Origin of the sequence: Azospirillum sp. B506 (genome assembly GCF_000333595.1) — a bacterium.
In the GTDB taxonomy this organism is placed as follows: Bacteria; Pseudomonadota; Alphaproteobacteria; order Azospirillales; family Azospirillaceae; genus Azospirillum.
The window spans coordinates 1-13,738 of record NZ_BADK01001086.1 but is presented as its reverse complement, the minus strand read 5'-3'; the positions used below and the strand labels follow the sequence as shown (position 1 = coordinate 13,738).

The following is a 13,738-nucleotide window of genomic DNA, read 5'->3' as shown; positions in this document are numbered from 1 at the left end:
CGGGGCCGGCACAACCGCCCGGACCGCCGAGTTGCGCAGATCGACCCCCAGATCCCAGCGCGGGCGGACGCACTCCAGCAACAGCCGCAGCCAGTGCCGGGCATAGGAGCGCTGGCCAAGCGGGATCAGCCGCTCCAGCCCCGGCACGGCGCGGAACAGCGGCGCCGGCAGCGGTCCGCAGGCGATGGTCAGCCGCGCCCCCGGACAGGCCTCCGTCAGGTGGCCGAGCAGCCCGGTCGACAGAACGGCATCGCCCAGCCGGTTGGAGGTGATGAAGAGGATACGGCTCATGACGCCGGCCCGGCTGCCACGTCATGAGCCGGGCCGGCGTCCGGGCCGGCCTGCCGGCGCCCCGGCCGCAGGCTGAGGCCGCGCGACATCACCCACAGCGCCGGCAGCAGCATCACCAGCGGCATGGCGTACATCAGCGGCACGAACATGGTCGCCTTGCCGGCGAGGCTGGTCAGCCCCAGCGCACCCGCCTGCAACCCCATCACCAGCAGCACGGCGATGGTGACGCGGGAGGACTGGCCGCGCCGGTTGAACTCGCCCGACAGCAGCGCCGACAGCGCCACCAGCGCATAGGTCAGTGCCAGCAGCGGCGAGGAGAAGCGATGGTGCAGTTCGGCGATCAGGCCGCGGCGCATGCGGTCGTCCTGGGCCGGGACATTGCCGCCCATCAGCTCCGCCGTCGTGCGTTCGCGGGCATCGGGCCAGCGGTCCGCCGCCTGGGGCGCCACCGCCTTCAGATCCACGGCATAGCGCTCGAAGAACAGCTGCGACAGCCGGTTGGTCTTGCGGTCCAGCTCCTGCCGGTTGCCGTCATAGACGACGAAGCGCGTGCCGTCCGTCCCGGTCTGCATCACGGCGCGGTCGCCCATGATCGTCACCGGCTTGTCCGGCTGCCGGCCGTCATGGATCAGCACCTTGTGCAGGTTGCCGTCGGAGTCGCGGTCGCGCAGGAAGACGCTGAAGCGGTCGCCGACCTCGTTGAACACGCCTTCGCGCAGGAACAGCTGCGAATAGTCGCTGCGCACCGTGTATTCCATCCGCACCAGCTCGCGGTGGGCGGCCGGGGTGATCCAGACATTCAGGACGAAGACGACCGCCATCACCCCCACCGCCAGCAGCAGTGCCGGCTTCGACAACGAGAAGGGACCGACGCCGGCCGCCCGCATCACCACCAGCTCGCTGTCGGTCGCCATCTTGTTGTAGGTGAACAGGATGGCCCCGACCAGTGCCAGCGGCAGCACGATGCCGAGGAAGGTCGGCACGGTCAGCAGCAGCAGCCACAGGAACATGCCCATCGGCGCGCCGGCGCTGACCACGATCTCGATCAGGCGCAGCGACTGGCTGAGCCAGATGGTCAGCGTCAGGCCGGCCGTCGAATAGAGCGTGGCGATCAGCAGATTGCGGAACAGGTACCGTTGCAGTCGGTTCATGGGGGATCGGCCGGGGCTGTATACGGCCGGCAAGCTGACCGCCCCGGCCCGCCGGGTCAAGTGTTGAAAACCGGCAGCATCGGCAAGGGGCTCCGACACGGGTGGCCCATCCGGCAGGGAAAGCGCTGGCGCCGGTCCCCGCCAACCGGTATGACGGTCGTCATGGCGACGATCCAGGAAGCGATGGCTGCCGCGGTGGCGCATCATCAGGCCGGCCGGCTCGGCGAGGCGGCGGCCCTCTACCATGCCGTGCTGGATGCCCTGCCGGGCCATGCCGACGCCGCCCATCTGCTGGGGGTGGTCCATCTGCAGTCCGGCCAGCCGGAACGTGCCGTCAGCCTGATCCGCGGCGCCATCCAGCACAACCACCGGGTCGCCGACTATCACGACAATCTGGGCAGCGCGCTGAAGTCGCTGGGAAGGCTGGAGGAGGCCGTCGCCTCCCACCGGCAGGCGATACGCCTGCGGCCCGATTTCGCCCAGGCGCTCTACAATCTGGGCAACGCCCAGGAGGCGCTCGGCCGGCTGGAGGAGGCGGCGACCGCATTCCGCCAGGCGGCGGCACGGCGCCCCGGCTATGCCCGCGCCCGCTTCAATTTGGGCAATGTGCTGACGGCACTCGGCCGGAGGGCGGAGGCCGACGACGCCTATCGCGCCGCCCTGGCCGACGATCCGACCTTCGTCGAGGCGCATGCCAACCGCGGCGCCCTGCTGCTGGCGCTGGACCGCCCGCGGGACGCCGCCGCGGATCTGGTCCGCGCGCTGGCGCTGCGGCCCGACCATGCCCCGGCCCTGTCCAACCTCGCGGCGGCCCGGCTGGCGCTGGGCGACCGCGACGGCGCGGAGCGGGCGGCCCGCCATGCCGTGACCGCCCGGCCGGATCTGGCCGACTGCCTGCTGCGGCTGGGGGAGGTGCGCCAGCGCGCCGACCGGCTGGGCGCCGCGGCCGACGCCTACCGCGCCGCCCTGGCCTGGACTCCGGCCCTGGCTGAGGCGCATGCCAATCTCGCCCTGGTGCGCCAGGGCCAGGGGCTGCTCGACGCGGCGGAAGCGGGAACCGGCGGGCGCTGGCTCTCGACCCGATGCTGGCCGACGTGCGCTCCAACCTCGCCTATCTGTTGCTGTTCCAGCCGGATGTGACGGCGGCGGCGGTGCTGGAGGCGCATCGCGACTGGGACCGCGTCCATGGCACGCCGCACCGCGGGCGCTGGGTGAAGCCGGGCAAGACCGTCACCCGCAAGGGACCGCTGACCGTCGGGATCCTGTCCGGCGATTTCCGCCGCCATCCCGCCGGCCTGTTCGCCGTCCGCACGGTGGAGGCGCTGCCGGGACAGGACATCCGCCTGCTGCTCTACGCCAACCAGACGGAAGCGGACGACGTGACCGACCGCTTCCGCAAGGCGGCGGCGCACTGGACGCCGGTCGCCGGCCTGACGGATGCGGAGGTTGCCGCGCGGATACGCCATGACCGGCCGGACGTGCTGATCGACCTCGCCGGCCACAACGCCCGCGGCCGACCCGGCGTCTTCGCGCGCAAGCCGGCACCGGTCCAGGTGGCGTGGTCCGGCTATATGGCGACCACCGGGCTGGCCGCCATGGATGCGCTGGTCGCCGACCGCCACCATGTGCCGGACGGGGCGGAAGCCTTCTACAGCGAGCGGGTCCTGCGCATGCCCGACGCCTTCATCGCCTACGACCCGCCCGGTGAAGATGATGAACTGCCGCTGACGCCGCCGCCCTCGCTGTCGGGCAGGCCGGCGACCTTCGGCAGCTTCAACATCCTGACCAAGCTGAATGACGGGGTGCTGGCGGCCTGGGCGGCGATCCTGGGCCGCGTGCCGGGGTCACGCCTGCTGATGAAGACCAAGGCGCTGTCCTGCCCGGTCACCGCCGCCCTCTGGCGCGGCCGGCTGGCCGCCGCCGGCATCGCACCGGACCGCGTGACCATGGTCGGCGCCACCAGCAGTCAGGATCATATGCGCTGGTGCGCCTCGGTCGATGTGGCGCTCGACCCCTTCCCCTTCTCGGGCAGCACGACGACGTTGGAGACGCTGTGGATGGGGGTGCCGGTCGTCACCCTGCCGGGAGAGACCTTCTCCAGCCGCCATTCGCTGACTTTCCTGACGGTGGCGGGGGTGGAAGGCTGCATCGCCGCCGATCCGGCCGATTATGTCGAGCGCGCCGTCGGTTGGGCCGCCGACCCGCAGCGGCTGGCGGAGCTGCGCCGGACCTTGCGCGCCCGCATGGCCGCCGGACCGCTGTGCGACGGCGAGAAACTGGCCGCCGCCCTGGCGGCGGAACTGCGGACCCTGGCCGTTCCGCACTGACTCCCCCTCTGCCCCTTTGAAGGTTGCCGCGGAACCAACCCGAAGGCGACGGCGTTGAGCGTGGGTACTCCCTCCACGCCCACTGACGCGGGATTCCGGCGCATGCACAGCACCACACGGCTCGCCCTCATGCTTTCGACGACGGTCGCCGTCCTGTCGCTCGCCGGCTGCGGCGATCAGGCGTCGCTGCCGGTGTCGGCCGGCACCGGCCCCAACCCGACCCTGCCGGCGCCGAAATCCTCGCTGATCCCGACGGTCAACATCGCCGACGCCATCGGCTGGCCGCAGGGCGCGCAACCAACCGCCGCCCAGGGGCTGAGCGTCACCGCATTCGCCACCGGCCTGGACCATCCGCGCTGGATGCTGGCCCTGCCGAACGGCGACATCCTGGTGGCGGAGACCAACGCCCCGCCCAAGCCGGAGGACGGCAAGGGGATCAAGGGCTGGATCATGGGTCTGGTGATGGGCAAGGCCGGCGCCAAGACGCCCAGCGCCAACCGCATCACCCTGCTGCGCGACAGCGACGGCGACGGCAAGGCCGATGTCCGCGAGCCCTTCCTGGAGGGGCTGAACTCTCCCTTCGGCATGGCGCTGGTCGGTGGCGATCTCTACATCGCCGACACCGATGCGGTGGTGAAGGTGTCCTACAAGCAAGGCGACACCCGCATCGCCGCCAAGCCGGTGAAGGTCATCGATCTGCCGGGCGGGCCGATCAACCACCATTGGACCAAGAACATCGTCGCCAGCCGCGACGGCACCAAGCTCTATGCCACCGTCGGCTCCAACAGCAATGTCGGCGAAAACGGCATGGAGGCGGAACAGGGCCGCGCCGCCATCTGGGAAATCGACCTGAAGACCGGCGCCCACCGCATCTTCGCGTCGGGCCTGCGCAACCCGAACGGCATGGATTGGGAACCCACCACCGGCGCCCTGTGGACCGCCGTCAACGAGCGTGACGAGATCGGCAGCGACCTCGTGCCCGACTACATGACCTCGGTGAAGGACGGTGGCTTCTATGGCTGGCCCTACAGCTATTACGGCCAGCATGTCGACCAGCGGGTGGAACCGCAGCGCCCCGACCTCGTCGCCAAGGCGATTCCGCCCGACTATGCGCTGGGTCCGCACACCGCCTCGCTCGGCTTCACCTTCTCGCACCAGGGCGACCTGCCGCAATCCCTCCAGGAGGGTGCCTTCATCGGCCAGCACGGCTCGTGGAACCGCAACCCGGCCAGCGGCTACAAGGTGATCTTCGTGCCCTTCCGCAACGGCAAGCCGGCGGGCGAGCCGGTCGACGTGCTGACCGGCTTCCTCGACAAGGACGGCAAGGCCCAGGGCCGCCCGGTCGGGGTGATCCTGGACGGCAAGGGCGCTCTGCTGGTCGCCGACGATGTCGGCAACGCCATCTGGCGCGTCAGCGGCAGCACCGCCGCCCAGTCGGCGGAACGGCCGGACCAGCCGGCGCAGTGACGGTCCGGCGGCGGGGGGAGGATTGCATCCGGCCGATGCGATCCTCCGCAAGGAGATCCGCCGTTCCTGCGACGACGGGAAGCCGGCGCCTCACTGGTCGAGCGGCCTGCCTTTCCGTGTGCGAAGATCGTTGAGCAGCGTCCTGATCGCCCAGGAGGTCGCGCGCGCGATCTGATCGCCGTCCAAATCCCAGTGGTCGCGCATCTCAAGCCAGGGCGTGGTGTGCAGGACCTGAAGCATCGCCGTGGCCAAGGTGCGGTCGGGTTCGGGCAAATCCTTCACTGCGTCGGCCGTGGCCGCCCGGTAGCTTTCCTGCCGCTCAAGCTTCTGCGATTTGCGCATGGCACGTCCCTGCGGGGTGGACCGCACCAGGGTCACGATCGGCGCGATCCGGTCGAACCCCTCGTAGATCGCGGCCGTGTCGAGCAGGTCCTTCTCGCTCGACGGGAAAGCCACGCGATTGCCTGCAAGTTCGCGCACCCGTGTGCTGGCGCCCGAGAACAGGGCCTCACGATCCGGGAAGTGCCGGTAGACTGTGCGGCGGCTGATGCCGGTCACTTCCGCGACGACATCGTGGCTTATGTCCGTGCGCCCGTCCGCCATCATCTGAATCACCGCGTCGGCGATCCTCTTCTGGGCATCGTTTTTCTTCTGTTCCCGAAGGGTGGGGGTGGGCTGGAGTTCTGCGGTCATGGGAAGGCTCTCTAAAAATGGCACAGCCTGTGCCAAATTTATATTGACACAATCCGTGCCACTTTGTAAGTCAAGCCATCGCAGAAAAAAAGGGGGGCATCCATGCTGTTTCATATTTCAATCGCCGCTCACGACCCGCAGCATGTCGCCGGGGTCATCGCCGAGCTCTGGGGTGGCGAGGCTCTGTTCTTCCCACCGGTCTCGGACAACGGATGGATCGTGCTTGCCGGCGACGACCGCCGCACCGCGATGGAGGTCTATCCGATCGACACCGTGCTGCGCGAAGCCGCCGGAGATGCCGACGCGTACGGAGAGGCGACCGGACAGGTGAATTTCACCGCCACCCACGCGGCGATCGGCACGTCGCTTTCACTGGAGGCCGTGCTGGAGATCGCGGCGCGGGAGGGTTGGCCGGCCAAGTACCGCAATCGCGGCGGCATGTTCGGCGTCGTCGAGGTCTGGATCGAGGGGCGCCAGATGGTGGAAGTCATGACGCCCGAGATGCAGAACGAGTACAGGGCGTCGATGACGGCCGACAACTGGCGCGCGATGCTGAACGCGTTCGCGGCCCCGGCGTCTCCCGCCTGAGGCAGCGCCCGCATTTCGAATGGGGCCGCTGGGGATGACGCCGCTTGGAATGACGGAGAGAGCGCAGCTTCCCCTCCCCTTCCGGAGCGGATGGCGCGATACTGCGCCATGATCTACCTCGACCATTTGGCCTCGACACCGCTCGACCCGCTGGTGCTGGAGGCGATGCTGCCCTGGATGTGTCCGGACGCAGCCGGCAACCCGCATGCCGCCCATCCGGCCGGCTGGCGCGCGGCCGATGCCATCGCGCAGGCGAGGGGCGAGATCGCCACCCTGGTTGGCGCCCGGTCGGGCGAGGTGGTCTTCACCTCCGGCGCCACCGAGGCCAACACCCTGGCCCTGCTGGGCGGCGTGCCGGCGGGCGGCGGCTGCATCGTCCCGGCGGTGGAGCATGCCAGCGTGCTCGCCTGCCTGCCGGAGCTGCGGCGACGCGGCCACCCGGTGACGATCCTGCCGGTGGACGGCAGCGGCCGGGTCGATCCCGCCGCACTGGACAGCGCACTGGCCGACCTGCCGCAGCCGTCCCTGGTGTCGGTGATGGCCGCCAACAACGAGGTCGGAACCGTGCAGCCGCTGGCCGAACTGGCAACGGTCGCCGCCGGCCACGGCGCGATCCTGCACACGGATGCGGTGCAGCTCCTGAGCACGCGCGCCATCGACATGGCGGCGCTCGGCCTGCAGGGTCTCAGCCTGTCGGGTCACAAGCTCTATGGACCGATGGGCATCGGCGCCCTGGTCGTCCGCGCTCCCCTCCGGCCGGTGCCGGTCTCGGCCGGCGGCGGGCAGCAGAGGGGCTTGCGGGCGGGAACGCTGCCGACGCCGCTCTGCGTCGGGCTGGGCGCCGCCTGCCGGCTGGCGCGCGAACGCCGCGAGGAGGATGCCCGCCGGATCGGCGGTTTGCGCGACCGGCTGTGGCAGCGCCTGCGGGACCGGTTGCCCGGCATCCGCCGCAATGGTGCCGAGGACGGTCTGGCCGGCTGCCTGAACGTCACCATTCCCGGCATCGACGCCGCCGACCGGTTGCTGGATCTGCCGGAGCTTGCGATTGCCACCGGTTCCGCCTGCCACAGCGGGGCCGGCGAGCCGTCGCATGTCCTGCTGGCGCTCGGCCTGTCACCGGCGGACGCCCATGCCAGCCTGCGCTTCGGCCTGGGCCGAGGCACTACGGAGGCGGAGGTGGACGAGGCGGCCGACCGGCTGACAGCCTTGTTGGCTGGCTGAGCGCTCAGAACAGCAGCCGGGCGCCGACCTTGACCACCGTGCCCAGGGAATCGGTGCCGGTATCGATGTCAGTGTCGGCCATCACCTGCCAGCGCGGCGTGACGTGATAGGCGAGATCGGCGAGGTAATGGCCGCTGGCCGCTCCGGTTTCCGGCAATGTCCGCCGCGCCCGGAAGGACAAGGTCATGTCGCCGCGGCCATAGGCCAGCGCCGCATTCAGGCTGCGGACCGACACGCCGTCGGCCTCCTGCTGCTGGCGCAGGTCGCCGTCGAGCGTCACGCTCCGCCATGCGAACTGGGTGCCGACGATCCAGGATTGCCGCGGCAGGCGACGGCTGTCGCTGCGCACCCGCGCCCGGCCAGTTCCAGCGGAAAAGCGGGTGGTAAGGCCGCCCATCAGGATGGTCTTGCGCACCGCCGCCTCCACCAGATGCATCGCCTCGCGCGGGTCGGGCATGTCGCCCACGCCGCGCGGCATCGGCGTGTAGCTGGCGCCCAGCTCGAAGCCACGCAAGGGCGGCGTGTAGTAGGTCAGCTTCGCCGTGCGGCTTCCCGCCCCGGCGGAGGGCGGCAAGGCGGCAGCCCCCACCAGCCGGTTGCGGGCACTGTCGGCCTGCCCGATCTCCAGCTCTCCCCACGAGACATCGATAGCCAAGAAATGCCTCTGATCGGCAAAACCACCCTTTTGGTATAGGACATCGGCAGACGCGGCGCTTGCCCATGAAATCGCCATTGCTGCCAGAACAGGCATTGAAATTCGTTGTTTCATTGGGCAAGACCTGTGCTGTTTGGCCGGGATCGACTATCCGTTTGGTCGAGACGGCCCTCGTATATCCTTTCCGGTTTGAAAGATGTTCGTCTAAAATTCTGACAAAACTGTGACCCGCTTTTTGCATGTTGCGATGCAAAAAGGCGAGTTCACTCTCGCAATGGGCGAGTGTCAGGGCGACGGCAAAGTCCGGCCTGGGATCAATCGCGTCCCACCGCCCGAACCGCCACCCCCGCCGCCTCCAGCGCCCGGCGGACGGTCGCCGCCATCGCCACCGCCGTCGGCGTGTCGCCATGGACGCAGATGGTGTCCGCCACGATGGGCAGACGGGTGCCGTGGCGGCTTTCGACCGCCCCGTCCAGCACCATGCGCACCACCCGGGCCGCCGCCAGATCCGGATCGTGGATCACCGATCCGGCCATGCTGCGCGGCGTCAGGGTGCCGTCATCCTCATAGGTGCGGTCGGCGAAGGCCTCGCGCGCCACGCGCAGGCCGACATCCTGCCCGGCGCGCTCCATGGCGCTCAGCGGCGGGACGACGAACAGCAGGGCGGAATCGACCGCCTTGACGGCGCGGGCGATGGCGCCGGCCAGATCCGGCTCCACCGCCGCCATGTTGTAGAGGGCGCCGTGCGGCTTCACATGGGTCACCCGCTGGCCCGACAGGGCGGCACAGGCCTGCAGCGCCCCGACCTGATAGGCGACCAGCCGCTCGACCTCCGTCACGCTGATGCCGCGGATCACCCGGCGGCCGAAACCGGAGCGGTCCTCGAAGCCCGGATGGGCGCCGATGCACACGCCTTTTTCCCCGGCCAGCCGGGCGGTGTCGGCCATGATGGTGGGATCGCCGGCATGGAAGCCGCAGGCGATGTTGGCGGAGGTGACGATGTCCAGCATCGCCCGGTCGTCGCCCATGCTCCAGGCGCCGTACCCCTCGCCCATGTCGCAGTTCAGATCGATGGTCGGCATGGCGTCTCTCTCAGGTCAGTCACGGAAAAGCAGTTCGGCGTTCTCACGCCGCCTCCGACTGTCGCAGGGAACGGAGGAAGCCGGCAACCTCGCTGCGCATCGCTCCCATCTGCTGTGCCAGCAGGCCGGCGGCGCTGTCCAACTGGCTGGAGGCGTCGCCGGCCTGCCCGGCCACCTCGGAGGTGGCAGTCACGTCGCCCAGCAGGGCGCGGACGCCCTGGGCGGCCTCGCTGACGCCGCGGCCGATCTCCGCCGTCGCGGCATTCTGCTCCTCGACCGCCGCGGCGATGGAGGCGCTGATCTGGCTGAGGGTTCCGACCACGCGGGCGATCTCGACGATCTCGTCGGCGGCGGAGCCGGTGGAACTCTGGATGGCCCGGATCTGCGTCTCGATGTCCTCGGTCGCCTTGGCGGTCTGGGTCGCCAGCGCCTTGACCTCGCCGGCGACGACGGCGAAGCCCTTGCCGGCCTCACCGGCACGGGCGGCCTCGATGGTGGCGTTGAGCGCCAGCAGGTTGGTCTGCTTGGCGATCGCATGGATCAGCGTCACCACCGCCGAGACCCGGTCGGAGGCTTGGACCAGCCCCGCGACCTGTTCGGTGGCAAGCGACGCACGGCGCGACGCCTCGTCGGCGATGGATTGCGACTGTTGCGCCTGGGCCGAGATCTCGCGGATCGACGCCACCAGCTCGTCCACCGCGGCGGCCATGCCGTCGACCGAGGCGTTGACCGTCGCCGCGTTGCCGGCGGCCTGCCGGCTGACCTGCCCGTTGTGATCGGCGACGCCGGCAAGGCTGCGCGTCGCCGCGCCCATGCCGTCGGCGGTGCGCAGCACATCGCCGAGTGCGCTGCCGACGCGGCGCTCGAAATCGTCGGCCACCGCGGCCACCGCCGCATGCCGCTCGGCCTCGACCTGCCGGCGCAACTCTACCTGCTCGGCCTCCAACCGCTGCTTGGCGGCCCCCTGTTCCTTGAAGACCTGAACGGCTTCGGCCATCCGGCCGATCTCGTCGAGACGGTCGAGCGAGGGCACATCGACTGTCCCGTCACCCGCCGCCAGCCGCGTCATTACCCCGGTCAGGCGGACGATGGGCCGGGTGGCTCCGCGCACCATGACGAACAGCACGCTGCACAGCGCCACCAGCGCCGTCAGCCCGCCGCCGGCCAGCAGCCATGCCCGCTCCGCCGCCTGCCGTTCGGCGCGTCGGGGTGAGAGGTGGATCTCCACCGTGCCGAGCGTGTCCAGGCGGGTACCTGCCTTGCGCTGGATGTCGGCACGGCGGACCAGCACCGACGGGTCGGCGTCCGACACGTCGCCGCTTTTGGCGAAGACCTGCCCCTTGGGGTCGAGCACCCGGCTGCCGAGATAGTCGGGATCGTTGGTCAGCGCGGCGAGCTGCGCCGCGGCGGATTCGGCATCGACGTTCCACAGCGGCTCCGCCAGCCCGCCGGCGATGACCCGGACGGTGACGGCGGCCCGGTCCTCCAACGCGGTGCGGGCATCCTCGCGGTTGACGGTGACGACGGCGGCTATGCCGGTCGCGCTGATGACTGTGACCATCAGGGCGATGGGAACGACGACACGCATGGCAAGGGTACGGCCCACACGCTGCAGCATCAGGTCCACTCCATTGTGGGTGTTGGGGCGTTGGATAGGAGAGATCAGTCCCAGCCGGTGACCGCGCCGCCGATCAGGTTGAAGCCGAGCAGCCGGCCGCTGTCGTAAAGCGCGAAGCCGCCGGTCGATTGCAGCAGCGCCGGCAGGCCGTCCACCAGCTCGCGATGGCGGGCCTGGATGCGGCCGGCCTCCGCCGCATCGACGGCGCTGAAGCGCAGCCGCTGTCCGGGCCGCATCTGCGCCAGCGCCGCGACGTCCGGCCCGACGACGCAGGCGATCTTGGGATAGCCGCCAGTGGTCTGGCGGTCGGCCAGCAGCACGATGGGCCGCCCGGTGCCGGGAACCTGCACGGCCCCCAGCGGGATGCCGTCCGACGTGATGTTGAAGCCGCGGGAATGCTCGATGACCGGGCCGTCCAGCCGGCAGCCCATGCGGTCGGCCTCGTGGCTGACGGTGTAGCCCTCCTCCAGGAAGGCCTCGATCCCGGCGGAGGTGAAATAATCCTGCTGCGGCCCCAGCATGACGCGCAGCCGGTCGCCACGCGCCGGCAGCAGGGACGGGTCGAGACAGTGCTCCCCGCGATCCGCCGCCCGGTCGTGGGAAAGCGGCAACCGATCACCCGCCTTCAGCGCGCCGCCGTCCAGCCCGCCCATACGGCTACGTATGTGGGTGGCGACGCTGCCCAGCACCGGTTGAAGGGCGAAGCCGCCCTCCACCGCCCAATAGCCGCGCATGCCGCTGCGCAAGCTCCCGATGCGCAGGGTCTGCCCATCGGTCAGGCGCAGGCTGGTCCAGCCTGGCACCGCTTCGCCATCCACCGTCAGCTCGGCATCGGCGGCAACGGCGATGCGCACCGGCCCGCCCTCGACCGTCACGCTGTCTCCGGCCAGGGTGAACTCCACCGCCCCTTCCCCCGGACGGTTGCCGACCAGGGCGTTGGCAACGGCATGCAGCAGCGGGTCGGCCGCCCCGGCGACCGAGACGCCGTAACGCTGATAACCGACCCGTCCCCGGTCCTGTATGGTGGAGCTGGGACCGGCTGCGGCAACGCGCAGATGGGTGGTCATGCCGCGGCTCCCTGCATCAGGGCGACAGACGGGGTGACCGTCTCGCAGTCGGGCAGGTAACCGCTCATCCCCTCCAGCCGGTCATATTCGGCGGCGCTGATCGCGGTGAAGCGGATGCGGTCGCCGGGGGCGAGCAGGAAGGGCGGTTCCCTCTTGAGGTCGAAGGTGCGGGCCGGGGTGCGGCCCAGCAGATGCCAGCCGCTGGGCATGGCGATGGGGGAGATCGCCGCCTGTGCGCCCCCCTGCATGACGCTGCCCGCCGGAGTGACCAGGCGCGGGTTCTCGCGCCGGGGCTGGTGCAGCACCTCCGGCAAGCCGCCGAGATAGGCGAAGCCGGGGGAGAAGCCCAGCATATAGACGCGGTAATCGGCGGTGCAGTGCAGCCGCACCACCTCCTCCATGCTCAATCCCGAACGGCGGGCCACCTCGTCCAGATCCTCGCCGTGGGCGCCACCGAAACAGACCGGGACGATCCAGCGCAGCTGCGGTTCCGCCGCCGCCTGCGTCAGCTCCGATGCCAGCCCCAGCAGGGATTGCCCCAGCGGCTCAGCCGCCGTCACCGCCGGATCGAACTGAACCAGGATCGAGCGGTAGGTCGGCACCGTCTCGACGATTCCCGGCAGCCGAGCCTCGGCGATGCGGCGGTCGAGCCGATGGACAGCGGCGTTCAGATCCGGGGCGATGCCGTCGCCCAACTCGACGATCAGGGCACTGTCCCCGGCTGCCCGCAGAACGGGCGCCGGCAACGGGGTGGTCACGCTCATGGCGGCTTCTCGAAAGCTGGTCGAAGGGGAAAGGTGCCCGCCAATCAGCGGGCGTATTTGTCCAGGATCTGCTGATAGGCGCCGCTGGCCTTCATCGCCGCGACCCCGGCGTCGAACTCGTCGCGCAGCTTGCCGGTGTCGCGCGCCCTGGTGAAGGCGATGTAGCTCGGGATGTCCTGCACCGCGGGGGTCAGTTCCTTCACCTTGTCGAGCGCGCCGGCCTGCTTCAGGAAATACTGCGCGACATAGCGGTTGCTGGGCATCACGTCGAACCGGCCGGAGAGCAGCTTCTTCACGTTGCTGTCGCTGTCGTTGGATTTCTCCACCGACGGCAGCACGCCGGTCTTGATCGCATCGTCGACGATGGAGCCGTAGCTGATCTGGTTGACCACGCCGAACTTGCGGTCGGCGAGCTTGGACAGATCGCCGTCGAAGCCGACCGGACTGTCCTTCGCCACGAACAGCGACACCACCTGCGGCACCAGCACCTGGGCGGAGTAGTTCAGGAACTGCTCGCGTTCCGGCGTCTTGTAGGCGGTGAAGATGGCATCCGCCCCGCCCTCGCGCACGGTGTCGAGCGCGCGGGCCCAGGGCATGATCTCCACCGTCACGCTATGGCCGGCGGCCTTCATCGCCTCGGTCACGATGTCGTAGGCGATGCCGGCCGGCTTCCCGCCCTCGTCATAGATCAGCGGCGGGAAGCTGAGCGCCACCATATGCAGCTGGTCGGCCGAGGCCGGGGCGGCGGCGGTCAGCAGGCCAGTGGCCAGGGCGGCGGCCGGGACGGCGGTGGAGAGCAGGCGGACGAGAATGA

At 70.0% G+C, this 13,738-nt stretch carries 14 protein-coding genes; 5 read left to right on the top strand and 9 right to left on the bottom strand.

Translation table 11 applies throughout. The annotated features are described in order from the left end of the window. Together I71_RS33545 and lptF are read right to left on the bottom strand one after the other, a co-directional pair. The coding region (locus tag I71_RS33545; protein ID WP_042704493.1) for a glycosyl transferase at positions 1-291 on the bottom strand (291 nt) is incomplete at its 3' end. Continuing rightward, positions 288-1,442: an LPS export ABC transporter permease LptF gene (gene lptF, locus I71_RS33540; RefSeq protein WP_042704491.1), complete on the bottom strand. Its 1,155-nt coding sequence runs from the start codon at positions 1,440-1,442 to the stop codon at positions 288-290. The genes I71_RS33545 and lptF, both read right to left, overlap by 4 nt. 162 nt (positions 1,443-1,604) lie before the next feature. Here lptF and I71_RS40390 point away from each other — a divergent pair, with 162 nt between their 5' ends. From I71_RS40390 to I71_RS33530, 3 genes are all read left to right on the top strand, one after another. Continuing rightward, positions 1,605-2,582: a tetratricopeptide repeat protein gene (locus I71_RS40390; protein WP_244434210.1), complete on the top strand. Its 978-nt coding sequence runs from the start codon at positions 1,605-1,607 to the stop codon at positions 2,580-2,582. Then, a complete protein-coding gene (locus tag I71_RS40385; protein ID WP_244434209.1) occupies positions 2,525-3,769 on the top strand; it encodes a hypothetical protein in 1,245 nt (414 codons plus the stop codon). The genes I71_RS40390 and I71_RS40385 overlap by 58 nt, the downstream gene beginning before the upstream one ends. A gap of 102 nt (positions 3,770-3,871) precedes the next feature. Continuing rightward, positions 3,872-5,236, top strand: coding sequence for a PQQ-dependent sugar dehydrogenase (locus I71_RS33530; RefSeq protein ID WP_083897526.1), 1,365 nt, complete (start codon positions 3,872-3,874; stop codon positions 5,234-5,236). A 90-nt stretch (positions 5,237-5,326) separates the two neighbouring features. Here the strand turns inward: I71_RS33530 and I71_RS33525 are convergent, their stop codons facing one another. After that, on the bottom strand, positions 5,327-5,929 hold the full coding sequence (locus I71_RS33525) for a TetR/AcrR family transcriptional regulator (RefSeq protein ID WP_042704489.1): 603 nt from the start codon (positions 5,927-5,929) through the stop codon (positions 5,327-5,329). A gap of 102 nt (positions 5,930-6,031) precedes the next feature. Here I71_RS33525 and I71_RS33520 point away from each other — a divergent pair, with 102 nt between their 5' ends. Both I71_RS33520 and I71_RS33515 read left to right on the top strand, forming a co-directional pair. Further along, positions 6,032-6,517, top strand: coding sequence for a hypothetical protein (locus I71_RS33520; protein ID WP_042704487.1), 486 nt, complete (start codon positions 6,032-6,034; stop codon positions 6,515-6,517). A gap of 108 nt (positions 6,518-6,625) precedes the next feature. After that, positions 6,626-7,738, top strand: coding sequence for a cysteine desulfurase family protein (locus I71_RS33515; RefSeq protein WP_042704485.1), 1,113 nt, complete (start codon positions 6,626-6,628; stop codon positions 7,736-7,738). A gap of 4 nt (positions 7,739-7,742) precedes the next feature. On the opposite strand, the gene I71_RS33510 is transcribed toward I71_RS33515, so the two are convergent. The 6 genes from I71_RS33510 to I71_RS33485 form a co-directional block, all read right to left on the bottom strand. Then, on the bottom strand, positions 7,743-8,471 hold the full coding sequence (locus I71_RS33510; RefSeq protein ID WP_083897525.1) for a porin: 729 nt from the start codon (positions 8,469-8,471) through the stop codon (positions 7,743-7,745). Between the two features lie 236 nt (positions 8,472-8,707). Continuing rightward, positions 8,708-9,475 carry a LamB/YcsF family protein gene (locus tag I71_RS33505; RefSeq protein ID WP_042704481.1) on the bottom strand — a complete coding sequence of 256 codons (768 nt, stop codon included), beginning with the start codon at positions 9,473-9,475 and terminating at the stop codon, positions 8,708-8,710. 43 nt (positions 9,476-9,518) lie between these two features. Then, positions 9,519-11,093 (bottom strand): methyl-accepting chemotaxis protein, encoded by a 1,575-nt coding sequence (locus I71_RS33500; protein WP_042704479.1) that lies wholly within the window; start codon positions 11,091-11,093, stop codon positions 9,519-9,521. Between the two features lie 44 nt (positions 11,094-11,137). Further along, positions 11,138-12,160: a biotin-dependent carboxyltransferase family protein gene (locus tag I71_RS33495; protein ID WP_042704477.1), complete on the bottom strand. Its 1,023-nt coding sequence runs from the start codon at positions 12,158-12,160 to the stop codon at positions 11,138-11,140. Further along, positions 12,157-12,924, bottom strand: coding sequence for a 5-oxoprolinase subunit PxpB (gene pxpB, locus I71_RS33490; RefSeq protein WP_042704475.1), 768 nt, complete (start codon positions 12,922-12,924; stop codon positions 12,157-12,159). The genes I71_RS33495 and pxpB overlap by 4 nt, the downstream gene beginning before the upstream one ends. A gap of 44 nt (positions 12,925-12,968) precedes the next feature. After that, positions 12,969-13,738 (bottom strand): ABC transporter substrate-binding protein (locus I71_RS33485; protein ID WP_083897524.1); only part of this gene is annotated, 770 nt, incomplete at its 5' end.

Coding starts and splice junctions, on each gene's coding strand:
- lptF (WP_042704491.1), bottom strand. CDS start 1,442: ATGAACCGACTGCAACGGTACCTGTTCCGCAATCTGCTGATCGCCACG.
- I71_RS40390 (WP_244434210.1), top strand. CDS start 1,605: ATGGCGACGATCCAGGAAGCGATGGCTGCCGCGGTGGCGCATCATCAG.
- I71_RS40385 (WP_244434209.1), top strand. CDS start 2,525: ATGCTGGCCGACGTGCGCTCCAACCTCGCCTATCTGTTGCTGTTCCAG.
- I71_RS33530 (WP_083897526.1), top strand. CDS start 3,872: ATGCACAGCACCACACGGCTCGCCCTCATGCTTTCGACGACGGTCGCC.
- I71_RS33525 (WP_042704489.1), bottom strand. CDS start 5,929: ATGACCGCAGAACTCCAGCCCACCCCCACCCTTCGGGAACAGAAGAAA.
- I71_RS33520 (WP_042704487.1), top strand. CDS start 6,032: ATGCTGTTTCATATTTCAATCGCCGCTCACGACCCGCAGCATGTCGCC.
- I71_RS33515 (WP_042704485.1), top strand. CDS start 6,626: ATGATCTACCTCGACCATTTGGCCTCGACACCGCTCGACCCGCTGGTG.
- I71_RS33510 (WP_083897525.1), bottom strand. CDS start 8,471: ATGGCGATTTCATGGGCAAGCGCCGCGTCTGCCGATGTCCTATACCAA.
- I71_RS33505 (WP_042704481.1), bottom strand. CDS start 9,475: ATGCCGACCATCGATCTGAACTGCGACATGGGCGAGGGGTACGGCGCC.
- I71_RS33500 (WP_042704479.1), bottom strand. CDS start 11,093: ATGCTGCAGCGTGTGGGCCGTACCCTTGCCATGCGTGTCGTCGTTCCC.
- I71_RS33495 (WP_042704477.1), bottom strand. CDS start 12,160: ATGACCACCCATCTGCGCGTTGCCGCAGCCGGTCCCAGCTCCACCATA.
- pxpB (WP_042704475.1), bottom strand. CDS start 12,924: ATGAGCGTGACCACCCCGTTGCCGGCGCCCGTTCTGCGGGCAGCCGGG.